This window comes from Daquilactobacillus linshuiensis (genome assembly GCF_052828685.1).
In genome coordinates, this window is record NZ_CM128255.1 from 328867 (window position 1) to 347331 (window position 18465).

Consider the following 18465-nt stretch of genomic DNA (forward strand, 5'->3'; position numbering starts at 1 on the left):
TAATTAACTTTTATGTTAATAATATATCATTAACTTTAAAGTTAATCAACCTTTTTTGACTTTAAAGTTAATTTAAAATATAATTCAACTGTTAAGGAGAAAATAAGATGAAAAATAATATAAAATTTTTAAGGGAAGAACATAACCTTAGTAGACAAGATTTAGCTAAATTAATGAATGTTAGTACGGCTACAATTACATATTGGGAGCAAAACAAGAGACAGCCAAGAGTTGATAAGGCTGAAAGGTTAGCTAAAATACTTCATGCAACAGTTCCATATCTGACTGGTGTTACTGATTACATACCTTACATAGAAGAGTACAAAGACTACAAGAGCAATTTGTCTAACGCAAATAATATTGAAATTAGACATACAATTTTGTCTGAAGATGAATATGATATTTTAGATAACATTCATTATTTAAATGAATCACAACTAAAAGAAATTAAGAATACTGTTTTAAAATATAAAAAAGAAAATAACGAGTAAACTCCTATGCCTGCCCCGATGGCGTTAGGAGTATAAATGAGTAAAGATAAAAGAATTAAAACGTATACAAAAAAAGACGGTTCTACCGCCTATAAGTTTCAAATATATTTAGGGATTGATGAAAAAACCGGTAAGAAAAAACGTACTACACGTAGTAATTTCAAATCAATAAAAGAAGCTGAAAAAGCACTGAAAATTTTAGATTATAAAGTTGTAACAAATTCCTTTGAGACTAAACATTCAAAGGAAAACATCACTTTTGAAGATGTTTATGAAGAATGGTATTTAAGTTATATCCATACTGTCCGTGAAAGTACTTATAGTAGAACACGTGGAATGTTTTCTAATCATATTCTGCCAGAATTTGGTAAGTATAGAATTAAAATGATTAGTACTGAACAATGTCAAAAATCGTTAAATAAATGGTATGAACAGACAGAAGTAAATTATAAGAAATGGTTTAACTATGTTAAAGCTGTATTTTCATACGCTGAAAGACAAGAATATGTAATTAAAAATCCTGCTCAAAAGATTATAATGCCTAAAAAATATGGACACGGTGGTAACAAAAAGCCTAATTTTTGGAGTAAAGAACAGTTAAAAACTTTTTTTGATTATATTGACCCACAAAAAGAATTAGAAAAATATACTTTATTTAGATTATTAGCATTTACAGGCATAAGACGAGGAGAATGTTTAGCTTTAAAATGGAGAGATCTAGATTTTAACGAAAAGACTCTAAATATCAATACAACTTTAACTCAGGGTATTCGAGGAAGACAAATTGAACAACCAACAAAAACTAAAAAAGGTAATCGAATTATTTTTATTGACGAAATTACTTTAAATTATTTAAAAAAATGGCAAATTAAACAACGAAAAGACTTTTTGATGATGGGATTTAACGTGAATAAAGATAATCAATTAATATTTTCTACAAGAAATAATACTCATAAATCGTTAAATACTCCTGCTAAGTGGCTAGAATCAATTATTAAAAAGTCCAATTTACCTAAAATTAGTGTTCATGGGTTTAGACACTCACACGCTTCGGCACTTTTTTCTGCTGGTGCTTCTATCAAAGAAGTACAAGATAGATTAGGCCACGATGATGTAAAGACCACATTGAATATTTATACTCACATTACTGAAAAACAAAGTAAAGAAGTTGTAGATAAAGTAGTTAATTACCTTGATTTTTAGGAAAGGGTAGTTAAAAGGGTAGTTAGTTAAAATTTTAGTCATTTAAACCTTTGATATTATTAATATAACAGTCTTTTTTAGAAAATGTACTCAATACCCGCCGACTCCATCAAGAAATATCTATAATTTTTTAGATTAAGTCAAAAAGTTTAGTAATAAACTTTTTGACTTTTTTGAATAGTAATTAAATTTAATGTACTTGAAATACATTTAAACTTAGTTAAAACTAAGTTTAAATGATTATGATTTCAAGGAAGTTGATGATAGGTTAATTTTAAAAAAATATATATGAATACGAAATTTTATAAATATTATGAGATTTCTCTGTAATTATAAAAAAACGGTTTCAATTTATGTTAGACTTATCTTGTAATTATGCATTTATAAAGGAGTGAAATTATGAGAAAAGTAACAAAGAAGGTTGCTGTTTTAGTACCGCTATTAGTTATATTAGTTTTAATTATTACTGGTTGTTCTAATAATAGTAAAAAAACAAGCAAGTCAAATGATGATAAACAAATGACGCTTAAGCTTGGAACTATGCCTGCACCAGATTCTTTGCCTGTATACATAGCTCAGCAAGAAGGATACTTTAAAGATGAAAATTTAAAAGTGGATATTACTAAATTTCAATCTCCTAAAGAAAGAGATTCTGCCATTTCTGCTAATCAATTAGATGGAGCAATTTCTGATATGGTTGCATTTGCAACGTATGCCCAAGGTAATTTGAATTGGAAGATTACTAGTCAAGCAACAGGATATTTTGGAATTATAACTAATAATCCAAATATTAAGTCAGTGAAAGATTTAAAAGGAAAATCATACGCACTAATGCCATCACAAACTCCACAACTTTATTTGAGTAATGAATTGAAGAAAAATGGACTTAGCTTAAAAGATTTAACTTTAAAAGAAATTCCTCAAATTCCGGTAAGAGTTCAAATGGTACAAGCTAAAAAAGTAGACGCTACTGTAGTACCTGATCCATTTATAACAATAAGTAAAAAATCTGGTATGCGAGTTATAGCACAAAGTACACCAGAAAACTTTAAATCGACAATTTATACATTTAGTGATAAAACTTTAAAAAACAACAAAGAAGCCGTTCAAGCTTTTTACAGAGCTTACGATAGGGCAGTTGATTATATTAATGCTCATGATGTAAAAGACATGAAAAAAGTTTTAGTTACAGATCTTGGATATAAAGGAGGAATGATTGATTCGGTAAGCCTTCCTAAGTATAGTAAGGCAACTGAGGTTAAAACTGACGACTTACAGAAAGCTCTAGATTACTCTAAGAGTCAAAAAATTTACGATAAAAACAAAAATCCAAAATCTTATTTGACAAATATTTTGAAATAAAAAAGCTAGGATTTCCTAGCTTTTTCTTTGGAGATAAGTATGTTAGAAATAAAGAACCTTAATATTTCATATGAGAATACTCATATCATTAAAGATTTCAAATTGTCTTTGCCAAAAGGAGAAATTATTTCGATAATTGGTCCATCAGGAATAGGTAAATCAACAATATTGAAAACTTTAGCTGGATTGAAAGAACCTGATTCTGGGACTTTTGAAATCAATAATGTATCAATTTCAAAACAGAAAATAGGATGGATTCCACAAGATTATGGCCTTTTGCCATTTAAAACAGTTAAAAAAAATATTTTGCTTAGTATGAAAATTACTAACTCATTCAATGATATAAGTCAGCTTATTTCTGAATTAAGTATAAATAATCTTATGGATAAGTATCCTAATCAAATAAGTGGAGGACAAGCTCAAAGGGTGGCAATTGCAAGAGCTTTTTGTATTGATCCTGATATATTGCTAATGGATGAGCCATTTTCAGCATTAGATCCCTTAACAAGAATTAGTGTACATAATTTATTTAATGAGGTATGGGAAAAGAAAAAACAAACAGTAATTTTAGTGACTCATGATATCTCTGAAGCAATTAATCTTTCACATAAGATAGTCGTTTTATCTAAAGAAGGTTCAATAGAAACTATCATAGATAATCCTGTTAGCCACATACCTTTTAAAAATAGAAGACTTTCTAGTGAAAGTATTGAATTAAATCAAAAAATTATTAGCTTGGTAGAAAATATATGGGAATTAGAATAAATAAAATATTACAAATTATGTATGCCATTGTAGTAATTCATGTAGTGTGGTTAATTGCTGCATTGATTATTAATAAAGCAATACTACCTAATCCAATTGATGTTTATAAATATTTTCCTAACTTAATTGATGATAAAATATTTCTACACGTTTATTTTAGTCTATATCGTCTTTTTTGGAGTTTATTGATTTCATCAATTATCGGATTTATAGTTGGTTTATTAATGGCTAAATCAAAAATAATAGGTTCAATTTTATCTCCGATTGTCTATTTAACATATCCAATACCTAAAATAGCATTATTACCTGTTATTATGTTACTTTTTGGATTAGGAGAAGGTTCAAAAATTATTTTATTGACAATAATAATTGTTTTTCAAATAATTATTTCAGTTCGTGATTCGGTTATAAGTATTCCTAGTCAACTTTATGATTCATTTAAAGTTATACATGCTTCAAAATGGCAATTATTTATAAACATTACTTTTCCAGCTTCCGTTTCGGCACTCATTACAACACTTCGGGTAGCTTTAGGAACTGCAATTGCTATATTATTCTTTACTGAAGTGTACGGTACTGAATATGGGTTAGGATATTTAATTATGGATAGTTGGAATAGACTAAATTATTTAGAAATGTATTCTGTAATTATTGTTTTGAGTATTGTATCTTTTATATTATTTTTAGTTTTAGAATCTCTAGATAAAAAAACATCAAAATGGAAGAAATAAAAAAAGCTCGCATAGCGAGCTTTTTTGCTTCAAAAATTATTTAACTTCTGGAGTACCAAACCATTCGATACGTGATTCAACTGTATCTTGAATTGCTTGTGTTCCTGGTGCAAGAACTTTTCTAGGATCGAATCCTTTTTCTTTCTTGTCATTACCAGCTTCATAGTATTCTTTAACAGCTTTTGACCAAGCAATTTGTTGTTCAGTATTAACGTTAACTTTAGCAATACCCATTGAGATTGCTTTAACGATTTGTTCCTTAGGAATTCCTGAACCACCATGTAAAACTAGAGGTGTTTTGATTTCTTTTGCTAATTCTTCCAAACGATCGAAGTTAAGTCCTTGCCAGTTAGCAGGGTATACACCGTGAATGTTACCAATACCAACAGCTAAGTAATCAATACCTGTTGCAGCAAGTTGTTTTGCTTCTTCAACATCAGCTAATTCACCAGCACCAATGATACCGTCTTCCTCTCCACCGATTGAACCAACTTCACCTTCAACTGAGATACCTTTTGAATGAGCTAATTCAACGATTTCTTTTGTCTTTGCAAGGTTTTCTTCAAATGGTAGATCATGTCCGTCAAACATTACTGAGTTGTAACCAGCAGCAATAGCTTCTTTAGCAGCTTCAAAGTTACCGTGATCCAAATGCATAATAACTGGAACAGTTATACCCATTGACTCAATTGTGTTTTCAACTAGGTTTTTAACTAGTTTATATCCACCCATGTACTTACCAGCACCCATTGATGTTTGAATCAAAATAGGTGTATTAGTCTTTTGACCAGCAGCTAAGATAGCACGTGTCCATTCAAGATTGTTTGTGTTAAAAGCACCAACTGCATAGTGACCTTCACGAGCAGCTTTAAAAATATCATTACCATTTACTAGAGTCATGATAATCCTCCTAAGTATTTACCATAAAATATGGTTTTTTCATTCAACAAATCAATTATACAGTTTTATAAATTATATTTGTAGTGAATAGAAAAATTAAAACGCTTTCATTTTAAAAAGAGAATACAAGTCATAAATATTTGAATTTAATTAAAAAAGTATTTATCGATTCTTGAATTTTCTTATTAAACTTCTGTTATTGTAAGTGAAAATTAATTTTGATGTTGAATAATTTAATATTCCAATCAAAACTTGATTAATTATTTTAACAACGACAGGATGTTTTGGAATTATCCATATTCCAACGTACATAATCATCATATCGATAATCCATGAAAAACCTCGAGTAGTAAAAAAAGAACCTAGTTCTTTCATGTAGGTACTTAATGTATGTTTATTATTTTTAAATACGATGTGCTTACTAGTAAAAAAAGAAAAGAGATTAGCAACGAACCAAGCAAAAGTATTAGAAACAAAAATTGTCTTTTTCATATCGACATGATAAAAATTAAAAATAACAACATTAATTATTGATGCTAAGAATCCAAAGACAGTATATTTTAAAAAAAGTTTCATTTTATATTCCTATTGATTTTGAAATTTTGTAAAGAGCTCTTCTGCGAAGTTATCTAGATTATTAATATCCTCTTCTTCAGGAGCAAGTTCAACTTCAACTGGGTTTGCTCCACTTACTGCGCCAATTTTATCAAAAACTTTTCCAAACTCATAGATTGCGCGACAATAATCATCGTAATAGTGATCTCCTGAGCCACAGACTCCATAAATTTTTCCAGATAGGTCTTCTTCTTGTAAATCTTCATAAAAATCAAGTGCTTCTTCTGGAACAATTCCATCTTCATAAGTATAAGTTGCAATAACACAAATATCATTATCTAAAAAATCTGAAGTATCAGTTTGTCCCATTTCTGAAACGTCAACTTCACAACCTAATTCTTGAAATTTTTCGTCTAATACATCGGCTATTTCTTCATCGTTTCCAGTTATACTACAGTAAACTATTTTTACTTTTGGCATTTTTTGTCCTCCAAGGTGATTAAAAGCTATAATAGAGTATAGCAAATATGGTAAATATAAACTATATTCAAGAATTTAATTGAATTTTGCATTATAATATAACGAGTAAATTAAATTAGGAGATAAAGTAATTGATAACATTAAAGTCTGAAAGAGAAATTGAAGGTATGAGAAAATCAGGAGCATTGCTTGCTGATACTCTAAATGAAATTAAAAAGATTATTAAGCCTGGTATTTCAAGTTGGGAAATTGAAGAACTTGCAGACAAGTATATAACTGAACATGGTGGTATTCCTTCTGAAAAAGGATTTGAAGGTTATAAATATGCAACTTGTGTTTGCGTAAATGATGAAGTGGCTCATGGAACACCAAGAAAAGGTTTAATCTTAAAAAATGGTGATATTGTAAAAGTTGATATGACCGTTAACTTAGATGGATATGAAAGTGATTCTTGTTCTTCATTTGCAGTAGGTGAAGTTGATGAAAAGACTCAAAAACTTATGGATGTTACAAAAAAAGCTTTATATCTAGGAATAGATCAGGCAGTCGTAGGAAATAGAATAGGTGATATTGGCCACGCCATTCAACAATATGTTGAAGTTGAAAATGGTATGGGGGACGTTCGCGACTTAATTGGCCATGGTATTCAACCAACAATGCATGAAGAACCTAATGTTCCTCATTATGGAAAAGCAGGTCATGGACTTCGTTTAAAACCCGGAATGACAGTTACAATTGAACCAATGGTAAATTTAGGTACATGGGAAATTGATACTAAAGTTGATGAAGATGGTTGGGAATATTTTGTTTCTGCCGATGGTACTAATTCAGCACAATATGAACATACAATTGCTATTACAAATGATGGTCCTAAAATATTAACATCACGAGATCAAAATTTTGATGCAAAATATTTATAACAGTCAGGATAATTATGAATAAAAAAGAAAAAAACCCTATCTTTTTTCAAGAAATTTCTTTGAAGAAAAAGATAGAGCTTTTTATTTCAATGATAGGGAAATATTTTAAACAAGGAAATATTTTAAATAATTCTAAAGTAATAATTTTTTATATTTTATTATCGTTATTCCCATTACTTATTCTCATTGGAAATCTACTACCCTTATTACATTTGAATATATCTGAAACTATGGAATATATAAAACTAATATTTCCAACTCAAGTAGCTGATTTATTAAATCCAACAATACGAAAAATACTCTCCCAACAAAGTGGAGGATTAATTTCTTTTGGTATTATTGTTGCACTTTGGTCTAGTTCCAGAGGGATAAATTCGTTGAGACTAAGTATAAATGAAATATATGGTGTTAAAGATTTACCTCAATATACACAAAAAACTTGGCTTGACGTAGTCATAAAAAGGACAATGTCATTTATAATCACAATACTGTCTGTAATTGCTTTTGCAATAATTGCAATTGTATTAATTTTTGGTCAAATTCTTTTAGAATGGCTGATAAAAACCGTTAATCTACACCAACAGTTTTTAAGTGAATTTTTAACTTGGAAATGGCCAATTGCTCTTACGATTCTATTTTTAATTTCTCTATTTATGTATTACTTATTGCCTAGTGTAAAAATACGAATAAGGTCTGTATTATGTGGAACAATAGTTTCAACTATTGGACTGTCGTTATTAACTCAATTTTTCTCTTTATACATGAGATATCTTGGTAAATCTTGGAGTAGTTATGGCACGATCGGTGCATTTATAGTATTCTTATTATGGATGAACGCTTCATCTGTTGTATTCATGTTTGGAGCGGTAATAAATGCTGCATTTGCAGAATGTCTAGATGGAAGTTTCACAATAAATACGAGAAATATTATAAGCACAAAAGGGAGAAGAAAATGAAAGTAAGAAAAGCAGTTATTCCTGCTGCTGGTTTAGGAACAAGATTTTTACCAGCAACAAAAGCTTTAGCTAAAGAAATGCTACCAATTGTTGATAAACCAACAATCCAATTTATTGTTGAAGAAGCAAAAAAATCAGGAATTGAAGATATTTTGATTGTTACAGGAAAGTCAAAACGTTCTATCGAAGATCATTTTGACTCTGTTCCCGAATTGGAACAAAATCTTGAATCAAAAAATAAGACAGAACTATTGAAGATAGTTCAAGAAACTACTGATATAGGTGTTAATTTATATTATGCACGTCAAGCTCATCCTAAGGGATTGGGAGATGCAGTGTTAATGGCAAAATCTTTTGTTGGGAATGAACCATTTGTAGTTATGCTTGGTGATGATCTTATGCAAGATAAGGTTCCACTGACAAAGCAATTAATAAATGATTACGAAGAAACTCATGCTTCAACTCTTGCTGTAATGCAAGTTCCAGAAGATGAAGTTTCAAAATACGGTGTTATTGATCCAGAAGGTGAGACTGCACCAGGCCTTTATAACGTTAATACATTCGTTGAAAAGCCAGATAAAGAAGATGCACCAAGTAACTTAGCTATTATTGGACGTTATTTACTAACACCAGAAATCTTTGATTTACTTGAAACTCAAGAATTAGGTGCTGGTAATGAAGTTCAATTAACAGATGCAATAGATAGAATGAATCAAACTCAAAGAGTTTTTGCCCGTGAGTTTAAAGGTGAAAGATTTGATGTAGGTAATAAATTTGGATATCTACATACCAGTATTCAATATGGTTTAAGTCATCCGGAAGTAAAGGATGATTTGAAAAAATATATTATTGAATTAGGTAAAAAATTAGAAGGAAAAAACTAATTTAAAACTATTTTTTGATCACTTAGTCGTAGTCCAAAGACTTGGTGATTTTTTTTATCTAATTTTAAAAATATCGGGTAATAAAGTTGATCTTTTTTATTTAATAAAATTAATAATTCCCAATTTTTTAAGCTATTTTTATTTTTTGAAAGATTTAGAATTATTTCATTATTTACTACTTCTAAAGAAATCACTGAATAAATATTTTTTTCAATATTTCCAAAAATATATTCATTTTTAGAAATATCTCTTAACATTTCTAATAAGTCTAAAACCCGCATCTTATACCGCCTTATCGCTTGTCACAATCGTTTTTTTTCTGTATTGTATAGTAATAATTATAACAAATAAAGGTGTGGGTGATTATTCATGGATTCAGTTGTAATCTTAGATGCAAAAAGAACGCCAATTGGTAAATTCTTCGGTGGATTAAGTGATTTTAGTTCTGAAGAACTAGCTACTAAATTAATTACAAAAATGCTTGAAAATTCAAAATTAAATATAAAAGATATTAATCAAGTGATCTTGGGATCAGTTTTGCAAGCTGGTGGTGGTCAAAATATTGCTAGACAGGTTGCTATTAATTCAGGATTAGGAAATGAAACAACTGCAATGACAATAAACCAAGTTTGCGGATCAGGACTAAAAGCTATTCGATTAGGACAATTTGCTTTACAATCAGGTGATGCAAAAGTTGTAATAGCTGGTGGCACCGAGAGTATGTCAAATGCCCCCTTTTTAAATAAAAGAATAGGCAAACTTGAGCATGATAATAGTGAGATTGACTCATTATTTAATGATGGATTATTTGATGCTTTTAAAGATATACATATGGGAATTACTGCTGAAAATGTTGCTGAAAAATATAGTATTGATAGACAGGCGCAAGATGAGTTTGCTTATAATTCACACATGAAAGCTAAGAATGCAGATTTTAGTAATGAAATTTTAACCATAAATGATTTGAAATCAGATGAATCAATTAGACCAAATACAAGTTTAGAAAAATTATCTACACTTAAAACAAGTTTTAATGAAGAAGGGACTGTCACTGCTGGGAATTCTTCACCTATTAATGATGGTGCATCTGCATTGATATTAACTACAAAAAAATACGCAGAAGAAAATAATTTGGATTATATAGCTGAAATAGAAGACTATTTTGAATATGGTACTGATCCGGATTATATGGGATATGCTCCATATTATGCAATTAATGGATTGTTGAAAAAAACAAATAAGAATATTTCTGATTATGATTTATTTGAAATAAACGAGGCATTTGCTTCTCAGTCTTTTGCAATAGTTAGAGATTTAAAAATAGATGAAAATAAGGTTAATATTAAAGGCGGTGCTTTAGCTTTAGGACATCCTTTGGGTGCATCTGGTGCTAGAATAGTAATTACTTTGATTAATAATCTAAAAGAAAATAATAAAGAAAATGGAATTGCTTCACTTTGCATTGGTGGTGGTATGGGTATTGCCATGAGTCTAAAAGTTCATTAAAGAGGTTGATATGGCTAAAAAATTCTATGAATTGACTGTAAAAAAAAGAATTGAAAAGTTATTTGAAGAAAAAAAGATTGATTTAAATGAAAAAGATTTTTTAGTAAAAACGATTGATGATAATAACTCAGTCACTTCTTTATCAGAAAACGTTGTAGGTACTGTCAGCATACCATTTTCAGTAATATATCCATTTAAAGTTAATGGAAAAGATTATGTTGTGCCAATGTCAACTGAAGAACCATCTGTCGTCGCGGCTGCTTCCAATATAGCTAATAGAACAATAGAAAATGGGTTCAAATCAATAATTGATGAAAAATTTGTTGTCGGACAAATTGTTTGGCAAACAAATCAGTTAATATCAGATAATATTAATGATGAAATTGAAAGTATAGAAAGAATAATAAAAGAAACAAAACCAAGTTTAATTAAGCGTGGTGGAGGCCTAGTTTCGCATCAAATTAATACATATGAGGATTTTGTAGAACTACTTCTTTATATTGATACTGTCGATGCTATGGGAGCTAATATTGTTAATTCACTGTGTGAAAAAATTGCCGCTTACCTTGATGATAAACTAGAAATAACACATCTGATTGCTATTTTATCCAACGATGGATCAAGACAATTAGTTACTTCAAAAGTAGAAATTGATTTTGATCAATTAAAAACAAGAGAAATTTCTGGAGCAACAGTTGCTGAAAAAATTAGCGCATTAAGTGAATTTACTCAACTGTCACCTTATCGTGCGGTAACTAATAATAAAGGAATACTAAATGGAATTTTTGCAGTACTAAGTGCGACAGGTAATGATACACGTGCAATTAGTGCCGCAGTACAGATTTATCTAAAAAATAAAAATTCATTAAGTACTTGGTATATAAAAGATAAAAAGTTAATAGGTGAATTAACGATGCCTATGACAATTGGAAGTGTCGGTGGAGCTATTTCTAGTTTGAAAACATCACAAATTGCCATGAAGTTAATAGGTATTAAAGATGTAAAAGAATTCGCAAAAGTTGTAGCTAGTGTTGGATTAGCAAATAACCTAGCAGCAATGAGGGCATTGGTAACCACAGGAATTCAAAGTGGTCATATGAAACTACAAAGTAAAAGTTTAGCGATTTCTGCTGGTGCGATAACTGAAGAAGAAATTGTTACTGTATCTAGTGAATTAAATAAACAAGAAAAATATGATTTAAAAACTGCCAAAAATATTTTAGAAAATTTAAGAGGTAAATAATATGGAAATTGGAATTGATAGAATTGATTTTTATTCACCTAATCAGTATGTTGACCTAGTTGAACTGGCAAAACGTCGTGATATTGATCCAGATAAATTTACAATTGGTATTGGTCAAGAAAAGATGGCTCTTCCTTTATTGAGTCAAGATGCCGTTACAATGGCGGCATCAGCTGCTGATAAAATTTTAGATGATCAAAATAAGCAAGATATTGAATTATTGATAGTAGGTACTGAAAGTGGTGTGGATGAGTCAAAGGCAAGTGCCTTATATGTAAGAGATCTATTAAAACTGCCTAAATCTGTTCGTGCATTTGAAATTAAAGAAGCTTGTTATGGAGCGACAGCCGGATTACAGATGGCTTATAATTTTATTGCACAACATCCCAATAAATCTGCTCTTATTATTAGCTCTGATATTGCTCGTTATGGACTAAATACACCTGGAGAAGTTACACAAGGTGCTGGTGCAGTAGCTATGTTGGTAAAAGCAAATCCAGCAATCTTAACCTTACAAAACGATTCAGTGTACATGAGTGAGAATGTGGGGGATTTTTGGCGACCAACATTTTCTCAGTACGCTTTTGCGCGTGGTAAATATTCAAATGAAGTTTATATTAGATTCTTTAAAGAATTATACTTACGTTATTTCAAAGAAAATAATACCTCTCTTGATGATATATCAGCTATGTTATTCCATATCCCATACACAAAAATGGGAAAGAAAGCGTTGAAATCAGTGGAGGAAAAAATTCCTGAATCTAAGTATGAAGATATACTTAAAAAATACGAAAGCAGTATTTTGCTTTCAAAAAATGTTGGTAATTTATATACAGGCTCACTGTATCTTGGATTAATTTCATATTTAGAGAATTATAAAGATATTAAAGAAAACGATCAAATAATGCTGTTTAGTTATGGTTCAGGATCAGTTGGCGAAATATTTACCGGAAAAATCAATTCTGGATTTGAAAAATATTTAAACCAAACAAATCATATTGAAGAATTGAATAATCGAAAGAAATTATCAATTGATGAATATGAAAAAGAGTTTGAAAGAGAAATTAAATTAGATAATGGCAATTTTTATTTGGGGAATCTTACTAATGAAAAATTTTATTTAGAACAAATAAAAGATAATGAACGTCTATATAAGAGCTTATAATTTGTATAAGCATTCTTAAGATGATATATTCTAATTAAGGAAGAGCGGAATTGAATTTCAAGATTCAAAGATAATGTTTTATCTTCTCCTGAGGTTTATTAAGTTAGTATCCTTCTTTCAAAGTTGTTGAGACAGAATCGTTCCTAGTTTTTTTTCATAACACAAGTTATAATTTATTGATTACAATTAAGAAAAATTCCGTACTCTTCTTTGAACAAATAAAAAGGCTATCTCAAATGAGATGGCCTCTTTATATTGAATATTTATTTAAAGAATTTAATAATTTTTCTTCAGAATTTACTATTTCACCATTTAATTTAATAAGCCCAGTTGTATATAAATTTAAATAATGAAATTGATTTTCTGCAATTTTTGATAATGCATCTAATTTCTTCTTATTATCAAAACCAAGTTGTCTTGAATCAGTATATAATCCAATAATTGGAATGTTATTTGCATAAGCTACACCAATCTCTGAAGCAACACCGGCATCAATTGTAATACCATCTAAGACAGCAATAACCAAATCGCTTTGTAAAAGTTTTTCAGTATCTGCTTGAGCAATCATTTTTGAATCTGCATAAGCTGATTTATCGTTAATTGAAGCATTTTCTTGTGGTAAATATATATCGAAGTTAGAAAAATTATCGCGAATTTTTTTAACTAATTTTTCGTTAAAATTAAAGTCGGCTTTTGAAAAAAGTCCATTGGCAAAATATATGTTCATTTTATCTTCCTACTTTCTTTTTAATTTTACTACTGTTTCAACATGAGGTGTTTGAGGGAACATATCTATTGGTTGTAGTTCTTCAACAATATATTTTTTTGATAATTGTCGTAAGTCCTTAGCAAGTGTAGAAGGATTACAAGAAATATAGACAAATTTTTCAGGAGTGTGTTTTATTATATTTTTGATTAAATCATCCTCAAGACCGGTTCTTGGTGGATCAACTATCAAGGTATTGATATTAATCTTTTCGTCAATTAGTTGATTGTATATGTTTACAGCAGTTCCAACACGATAGTCAGCATTTGTAATGTTGTTTATTTCAGCATTTAATTTAGCATCATCGATTGCCTCTGATATAATTTCGGATCCATAAACCTGTTTGACATTTTTGGCTAGTGAAAGACCAATTGTACCAACACCACAATATGCATCATATAAGACACTATTTGCAGATGCATCTAAATAATCAAGCGCAATTTTATAAAGTTTTTTTGTTTGAGAAGGATTAAGTTGTAAAAAGGCTCTAGGAGATAGATTAAAAGTTAGATTATTAATTTTTTCTTGAAGATATTTATCACCCCATAATAAAGTGGTCTCTTCACCCCAGATAAGACTTCCGGTACTTTGATTAACGTTTTGAGATATAGAAATTACTTCAGGTATTTCTTTATTAATTTTTTCTATTAATTCTCTTTTTCGTGGAAGCTTTTTACTGTTTGTGATGAATGTTAATTGAGCATTTTTAAAGGCTTGTGATTCTCTGACAACAATAGTTTTTATAATTCCTGATTTTTCCTCAGGATTATAAATTGGAATATTTAATTCCTCAAGAATTGTCTTTAATCTTAGAATAATACTCATTGTTAGACTGGCTTGTGTTGGCATTTTTGGTAAGTCTACAACTTTTTGCGTACCATGTTGATATAATCCACAGATAACTTTATCGTCAATTTTTCTTACTTGGAATTGAGCTTTATTGCGATAATTTAAAGGATTATCCATTCCGATAGTATCGTTTATTTTGTAATATTTATATCCATTAGGACTGAAACGTTCTAATGCTTGTAGCAAAATATCTTTTTTTATTTTTAATTGTTCTGAATATTTTATATGAGCAAGTTCTAGTCCACCAACACTGTCAGCTAAATCTGAAAAAGCAGTGATTCTATTAGGACTTTTTTTACGAATTTTATGAAGAATTCCAACAATATATTTGTCATGGATATCTTTTACTTCGCAGACAATTTCTTCACCGGTAATTGCTCCAGGAACAAAAGTTGCTTTTTTCTTGAAATATCCGATACCTTCACCATTAATTCCGATTTTTTTGATTGTAAGTGGGAACCTATCCCCAATTTGTAATTCAGTTTGATTGTTTTGCATGATTTACCTTTGCTTTTAAGTAATTTATTATTAGTATTAATTGAAGTATATCACGAGAGGGAAAATAGTTGGCAAAAATAACAAAAATACAAGCACAAAAGAGAAAAGGAAGATTCAATGTATTTTTAGATGGTAAATATTCTTTTGCTGTTAGTGAAAATATTTTAATAAAATTTCATTTATATAAAGATACTGAACTTACTGAAGATGAAATTATTCAGATAAAAGAAAAAGAAAACATAGATAAGTATTATGTTAAATCTTTAGATTATATAAGTCATCAAATTAGAACTAAAAAAGAAATATCTGATTTTTTGAAGGAAAAAGAAGTAGATGAATCTGATATAAAAGAAATTATAAAAAGACTAGAAGCAGAAAATTACTTAAATGATAACCTATATACACAAAGTTTTATTAATACACAATTGATTACAAGTCTTGATGGACCAAAGACTATACAAAATAAACTATTTAAAAAAGGAATCAGTAAAGAATTAGCAAATGAAAAATTATTAAATGTTGACTATGATAGATGGCTAGAAAATGCTACAAAGGCTGCAAAAAAAATAGAGAAAAGATCTAGTAGGAGAGCTTTTAAAGATACAATTATAAAGATTAAAGTTGGACTAATGCAAAAAGGGTATACTACTGAAATTATTGAAGAAGTAATAAACAACTTAAATATCACACCTGATTTTGAGCAAGAAAAAGAAAATTTACAAAGGGAATATGAAAAAGCAAAAAAACATTACAAAGGAAAAGGTAATGAAAAAAATAAAATATATCAGTCTTTAATGAGAAAAGGATTCAATAGTTCTGATATAACAGATATTTTGAGAGAAGAATAAACTATTATTTATAAGTAAAACTAAAATCGTTGCTGAAATAGTCGGCAACGATTTTTTGTTTTGTCATTGTGAGTCTACTCATATCAATTTTTTTATTCAATTCTGTGTATTTAATAACAAGTGCTTCGCGTGTACTAATATTTATATACACGCTTTTTAAATGACTATTATTCAGATTTTTCAAAAATTTAAGAAAATCACTAAAAAGCTGGGAAAATTAACTGCGTTAAATAGTTAAAATAAACATTGTTATGTGGGTGAGAAGAAATGGATTCAAAATTGGATGAATTATTAGAAAACGATGATCGCTATAAATTGTTTATTTACCAAATTCTACAAATAAGAAAGGAAGGAGGTATTTCAACTGGTGAATTAAAAAAGATAGTGGAATTATCGGACTTTAAGTTCAATCAGTTATTAAAAGAATTAAAATCAGACTTATATTTTTTAAAATCAAAAATAATTATTATTGATAAAATGATTGATTCTTCAACATTTACGTCAAAAGATTATCAAGCTTTAAGATTATCTTATTTTAAAAAGTCTATTGCTGCAGATTTTTTAATTAAAGTAGGTTTACTTGAATCATTTTCATTGAATGAGTTTGCTGATTTGCATTATATGAGTTCTTCATCAATCTATAGACTTCAAAAAGAAGTTAATAATTTTTTAAGTGAGTATGGTTTAAGTTTGAAATCAGCAACTGTAACTGGAGAAGAAAAAAATATTAGAAGTTTTTATTTTCAACTTTTCTTTAGTTATTACGGAGGAATGCAATCTCCATTTTCCGATCGTATAGATACAATAATTTCTGATAATTTAAAAATTATTAGACAAAATATATCGGTGAGTATTTCTCAAAATCAGAATACCCAACTAAATATTTTTTTGGGTATCCAAATCTATAGAATAAGTAATAATCATTTTATTAAAAATAAAATTTATACAAATTTTGATTCTGAAAAATTTCCCAATATTTTTAAGTCTAGCTTCTCCTTGCGTAAGATTCCAAAAAATGAAATAGAATACTTACATTTATATTTAATGCTTAATCAAAATATTTCATTTAATAATAACCTACAACTAAAAACAACAGCATTAGAAAAGTCATTCATTGAATTTTTGAATCAAAAGCTATCGATAATGGACTTAAAAGTATATGACAATATAGTTCATGAAATTCATATAATTGCACAACGTTGGTTTAATTTTCAATTAACTACTACTTCGTTTATTTCTATGGAACAGTTAGAATTTTTCCAACAAAGTTATCCATTGCTACATAACTTAGTAAATGATTTTATAATGAATCTTAAAAAAATTGATAATCATAAAATATCTAAACTTGAAAGAACATATCTTTACTATGAGTTTATTTTTTGTTTATTATCCTTTCAAGAAATTAAGAATTTTGAATCACAGATAAAGATTTATGTGGATTTTTCTAGTGGTAAGCACTACAACCAATATATTAGTGAAAATATTGAGAATTTTAAATATTTAAATATTCAAGTGACAAAAGAATTTAATGAAGACACTGATATTTATATTTCAGATTTCAGTAGCTCACAAGTTAGTTGTTTACAGATAATTTGGAAAGCTCCACCTTTAGACAGTGATTGGGAAGAGTTTGCTAATGCAGTAGTTGATTTGAAAGGCCAAAGAAATGAATAAGAGACATATTTACCCATTTATTGGAGTGATAGTTACAGGACAGATAGCTCTTAGTTTTAATTCTATTAATCATGAAACTGAAAAAATAAATACAATTATAGAATCAGTTGAATTTCAAAAATATAATAACAAACTAGAAGCTAAAGTATATCAAAAAACTAATACTAAAAATGTAACTAAAGTCACTTATAAATATAAGAAAAAGAAGAATTTTAAAAATATTGAAAATTCAATTATAAGTATGAAAAAACAAACAGATAAATACCATGGAGCTAATAAAAACAATAAGTTAACTCAGCCTTCAAAAATTGCTAAAACGTTATCTGGAAAACTTTTAATCGGTCAGGCCTAGAGAAATATTTGAAAATATATTTAAGGCGAAGCTCAATAAGTATGAGAGCATTAATCTTGTGATTGGTAAGATTCATGTTGGGAGGAAGATGTATGTTTCAAAGTTTCAAAAAAATGTCAATTACTAAAAAAATAACCACTGGTTTGATTATTCTTTTAATAATCATATTAGGAATTAAAGCGTATGGGCTAGTCACACAATCATGTGCTAATAGGGTAGTAACAAACAAAGTTCATAAAAAGAAAGAAACAAAGGAAATAAAAACTAAAACAAATACAGCTAAAACTGGTGTAGTTCAAGAAAAATAGGGGAAATAT

21 protein-coding genes are annotated in these 18465 nt (G+C 28.7%); 15 read left to right on the plus strand and 6 right to left on the minus strand.

Features of this window, described 5'->3' with window-relative positions; genetic code table 11:
* The first annotated feature begins 107 nt into the window (after nt 1-107).
* The 5 genes from ACUV9F_RS01780 (at nt 108) to ACUV9F_RS01800 (ending at nt 4552) form a co-directional block, all read left to right on the plus strand.
* Entirely contained in the window at nt 108-491 is a 384-nt protein-coding gene (locus tag ACUV9F_RS01780; protein ID WP_446183979.1) for a helix-turn-helix transcriptional regulator, read from the plus strand.
* Between the two features lie 36 nt (nt 492-527).
* Nucleotides 528-1694 (plus strand): site-specific integrase, encoded by a 1167-nt coding sequence (locus ACUV9F_RS01785; protein ID WP_446183980.1) that lies wholly within the window; start codon nt 528-530, stop codon nt 1692-1694.
* Nucleotides 1695-2093: 399 nt separating this feature from the next.
* The gene (locus ACUV9F_RS01790; protein WP_446183981.1) at nt 2094-3056 is read left to right on the plus strand and encodes an ABC transporter substrate-binding protein; all 963 of its coding nucleotides are present in this window, start codon (nt 2094-2096) and stop codon (nt 3054-3056) included.
* Nucleotides 3057-3095: 39 nt separating this feature from the next.
* Entirely contained in the window at nt 3096-3821 is a 726-nt protein-coding gene (locus ACUV9F_RS01795) for an ABC transporter ATP-binding protein (RefSeq protein ID WP_446183982.1), read from the plus strand.
* Nucleotides 3806-4552 carry an ABC transporter permease gene (locus ACUV9F_RS01800; RefSeq protein WP_446183983.1) on the plus strand — a complete coding sequence of 249 codons (747 nt, stop codon included), beginning with the start codon at nt 3806-3808 and terminating at the stop codon, nt 4550-4552. Before ACUV9F_RS01795 ends, ACUV9F_RS01800 begins: the two co-directional genes overlap by 16 nt.
* Nucleotides 4553-4588: 36 nt before the next feature.
* Here the strand turns inward: ACUV9F_RS01800 and fba are convergent, their stop codons facing one another.
* The 3 genes from fba to ACUV9F_RS01815 form a co-directional block, all read right to left on the minus strand.
* Entirely contained in the window at nt 4589-5452 is an 864-nt protein-coding gene (gene fba, locus ACUV9F_RS01805) for a class II fructose-1,6-bisphosphate aldolase (RefSeq protein ID WP_446183984.1), read from the minus strand.
* Between the two features lie 162 nt (nt 5453-5614).
* On the minus strand, nt 5615-6028 hold the full coding sequence (locus ACUV9F_RS01810; RefSeq protein WP_446183985.1) for a GtrA family protein: 414 nt from the start codon (nt 6026-6028) through the stop codon (nt 5615-5617).
* A gap of 9 nt (nt 6029-6037) precedes the next feature.
* Nucleotides 6038-6487, minus strand: a complete 450-nt coding sequence (locus tag ACUV9F_RS01815) for a flavodoxin (protein WP_446183986.1) — start codon at nt 6485-6487, stop codon at nt 6038-6040.
* A gap of 131 nt (nt 6488-6618) precedes the next feature.
* Between ACUV9F_RS01815 and map the strand changes: the two genes are divergently transcribed.
* Genes map through galU form a run of 3 tightly spaced genes read left to right on the plus strand, consistent with a single transcriptional unit; the run spans nt 6619 to nt 9247 of the window.
* Complete coding sequence (gene map / locus ACUV9F_RS01820) at nt 6619-7407, plus strand: type I methionyl aminopeptidase (RefSeq protein WP_446183987.1); 789 nt, start codon at nt 6619-6621, stop codon at nt 7405-7407.
* 14 nt (nt 7408-7421) lie between these two features.
* Nucleotides 7422-8363, plus strand: a complete 942-nt coding sequence (locus ACUV9F_RS01825) for a YihY/virulence factor BrkB family protein (protein ID WP_446183988.1) — start codon at nt 7422-7424, stop codon at nt 8361-8363.
* On the plus strand, nt 8360-9247 hold the full coding sequence (gene galU / locus ACUV9F_RS01830) for a UTP--glucose-1-phosphate uridylyltransferase GalU (RefSeq protein ID WP_446183989.1): 888 nt from the start codon (nt 8360-8362) through the stop codon (nt 9245-9247). The genes ACUV9F_RS01825 and galU overlap by 4 nt, the downstream gene beginning before the upstream one ends.
* Here the strand turns inward: galU and ACUV9F_RS01835 are convergent.
* Nucleotides 9244-9528: a hypothetical protein gene (locus ACUV9F_RS01835; protein WP_446183990.1), complete on the minus strand. Its 285-nt coding sequence runs from the start codon at nt 9526-9528 to the stop codon at nt 9244-9246. The genes galU and ACUV9F_RS01835 overlap by 4 nt on opposite strands.
* Before the next feature lie 88 nt (nt 9529-9616).
* On the opposite strand from ACUV9F_RS01835, the gene ACUV9F_RS01840 reads away from it, so the two are divergent.
* From ACUV9F_RS01840 to ACUV9F_RS01850, 3 genes are read left to right on the plus strand one after another with little or no spacing between them, the layout of a single operon-like run.
* Nucleotides 9617-10753: a thiolase family protein gene (locus ACUV9F_RS01840; RefSeq protein ID WP_446183991.1), complete on the plus strand. Its 1137-nt coding sequence runs from the start codon at nt 9617-9619 to the stop codon at nt 10751-10753.
* Nucleotides 10754-10763: 10 nt separating this feature from the next.
* Nucleotides 10764-11996, plus strand: a complete 1233-nt coding sequence (locus ACUV9F_RS01845) for a hydroxymethylglutaryl-CoA reductase, degradative (protein WP_446183992.1) — start codon at nt 10764-10766, stop codon at nt 11994-11996.
* Between the two features lies 1 nt (nt 11997).
* Nucleotides 11998-13161: a hydroxymethylglutaryl-CoA synthase gene (locus ACUV9F_RS01850; RefSeq protein ID WP_446183993.1), complete on the plus strand. Its 1164-nt coding sequence runs from the start codon at nt 11998-12000 to the stop codon at nt 13159-13161.
* Nucleotides 13162-13411: 250 nt separating this feature from the next.
* Here the strand turns inward: ACUV9F_RS01850 and ACUV9F_RS01855 are convergent, their stop codons facing one another.
* Both ACUV9F_RS01855 and rlmD read right to left on the minus strand, forming a co-directional pair.
* Nucleotides 13412-13888, minus strand: coding sequence for a nucleoside 2-deoxyribosyltransferase (locus ACUV9F_RS01855; protein WP_446183994.1), 477 nt, complete (start codon nt 13886-13888; stop codon nt 13412-13414).
* A 9-nt stretch (nt 13889-13897) separates the two neighbouring features.
* The gene (gene rlmD / locus ACUV9F_RS01860) at nt 13898-15274 is read right to left on the minus strand and encodes a 23S rRNA (uracil(1939)-C(5))-methyltransferase RlmD (RefSeq protein ID WP_446183995.1); all 1377 of its coding nucleotides are present in this window, start codon (nt 15272-15274) and stop codon (nt 13898-13900) included.
* Nucleotides 15275-15342: 68 nt separating this feature from the next.
* Here rlmD and recX point away from each other — a divergent pair, with 68 nt between their 5' ends.
* The 4 genes from recX (at nt 15343) to ACUV9F_RS01880 (ending at nt 18456) form a co-directional block, all read left to right on the plus strand.
* Entirely contained in the window at nt 15343-16122 is a 780-nt protein-coding gene (recX, locus tag ACUV9F_RS01865) for a recombination regulator RecX (RefSeq protein ID WP_446183996.1), read from the plus strand.
* 267 nt (nt 16123-16389) lie between these two features.
* The gene (locus tag ACUV9F_RS01870) at nt 16390-17796 is read left to right on the plus strand and encodes a helix-turn-helix domain-containing protein (protein ID WP_446183997.1); all 1407 of its coding nucleotides are present in this window, start codon (nt 16390-16392) and stop codon (nt 17794-17796) included.
* A complete protein-coding gene (locus tag ACUV9F_RS01875; RefSeq protein ID WP_446183998.1) occupies nt 17789-18148 on the plus strand; it encodes a hypothetical protein in 360 nt (119 codons plus the stop codon). The genes ACUV9F_RS01870 and ACUV9F_RS01875 overlap by 8 nt, the downstream gene beginning before the upstream one ends.
* A gap of 92 nt (nt 18149-18240) precedes the next feature.
* On the plus strand, nt 18241-18456 hold the full coding sequence (locus ACUV9F_RS01880; protein WP_446183999.1) for a hypothetical protein: 216 nt from the start codon (nt 18241-18243) through the stop codon (nt 18454-18456).
* Nucleotides 18457-18465: the final 9 nt, after the last annotated feature.

Excerpts from the sequence above, each read along its gene's own strand:
- ACUV9F_RS01780 (WP_446183979.1), top strand. The coding sequence starts at position 108 with ATGAAAAATAATATAAAATTTTTAAGGGAAGAACATAACCTTAGTAGA.
- ACUV9F_RS01785 (WP_446183980.1), top strand. The coding sequence starts at position 528 with ATGAGTAAAGATAAAAGAATTAAAACGTATACAAAAAAAGACGGTTCT.
- ACUV9F_RS01790 (WP_446183981.1), top strand. The coding sequence starts at position 2,094 with ATGAGAAAAGTAACAAAGAAGGTTGCTGTTTTAGTACCGCTATTAGTT.
- ACUV9F_RS01795 (WP_446183982.1), top strand. The coding sequence starts at position 3,096 with ATGTTAGAAATAAAGAACCTTAATATTTCATATGAGAATACTCATATC.
- ACUV9F_RS01800 (WP_446183983.1), top strand. The coding sequence starts at position 3,806 with ATGGGAATTAGAATAAATAAAATATTACAAATTATGTATGCCATTGTA.
- fba (WP_446183984.1), bottom strand. The coding sequence starts at position 5,452 with ATGACTCTAGTAAATGGTAATGATATTTTTAAAGCTGCTCGTGAAGGT.
- ACUV9F_RS01810 (WP_446183985.1), bottom strand. The coding sequence starts at position 6,028 with ATGAAACTTTTTTTAAAATATACTGTCTTTGGATTCTTAGCATCAATA.
- ACUV9F_RS01815 (WP_446183986.1), bottom strand. The coding sequence starts at position 6,487 with ATGCCAAAAGTAAAAATAGTTTACTGTAGTATAACTGGAAACGATGAA.
- ACUV9F_RS01825 (WP_446183988.1), top strand. The coding sequence starts at position 7,422 with ATGAATAAAAAAGAAAAAAACCCTATCTTTTTTCAAGAAATTTCTTTG.
- galU (WP_446183989.1), top strand. The coding sequence starts at position 8,360 with ATGAAAGTAAGAAAAGCAGTTATTCCTGCTGCTGGTTTAGGAACAAGA.
- ACUV9F_RS01835 (WP_446183990.1), bottom strand. The coding sequence starts at position 9,528 with ATGCGGGTTTTAGACTTATTAGAAATGTTAAGAGATATTTCTAAAAAT.
- ACUV9F_RS01840 (WP_446183991.1), top strand. The coding sequence starts at position 9,617 with ATGGATTCAGTTGTAATCTTAGATGCAAAAAGAACGCCAATTGGTAAA.
- ACUV9F_RS01845 (WP_446183992.1), top strand. The coding sequence starts at position 10,764 with ATGGCTAAAAAATTCTATGAATTGACTGTAAAAAAAAGAATTGAAAAG.
- ACUV9F_RS01850 (WP_446183993.1), top strand. The coding sequence starts at position 11,998 with ATGGAAATTGGAATTGATAGAATTGATTTTTATTCACCTAATCAGTAT.
- ACUV9F_RS01855 (WP_446183994.1), bottom strand. The coding sequence starts at position 13,888 with ATGAACATATATTTTGCCAATGGACTTTTTTCAAAAGCCGACTTTAAT.
- rlmD (WP_446183995.1), bottom strand. The coding sequence starts at position 15,274 with ATGCAAAACAATCAAACTGAATTACAAATTGGGGATAGGTTCCCACTT.
- ACUV9F_RS01870 (WP_446183997.1), top strand. The coding sequence starts at position 16,390 with ATGGATTCAAAATTGGATGAATTATTAGAAAACGATGATCGCTATAAA.
- ACUV9F_RS01875 (WP_446183998.1), top strand. The coding sequence starts at position 17,789 with ATGAATAAGAGACATATTTACCCATTTATTGGAGTGATAGTTACAGGA.
- ACUV9F_RS01880 (WP_446183999.1), top strand. The coding sequence starts at position 18,241 with ATGTTTCAAAGTTTCAAAAAAATGTCAATTACTAAAAAAATAACCACT.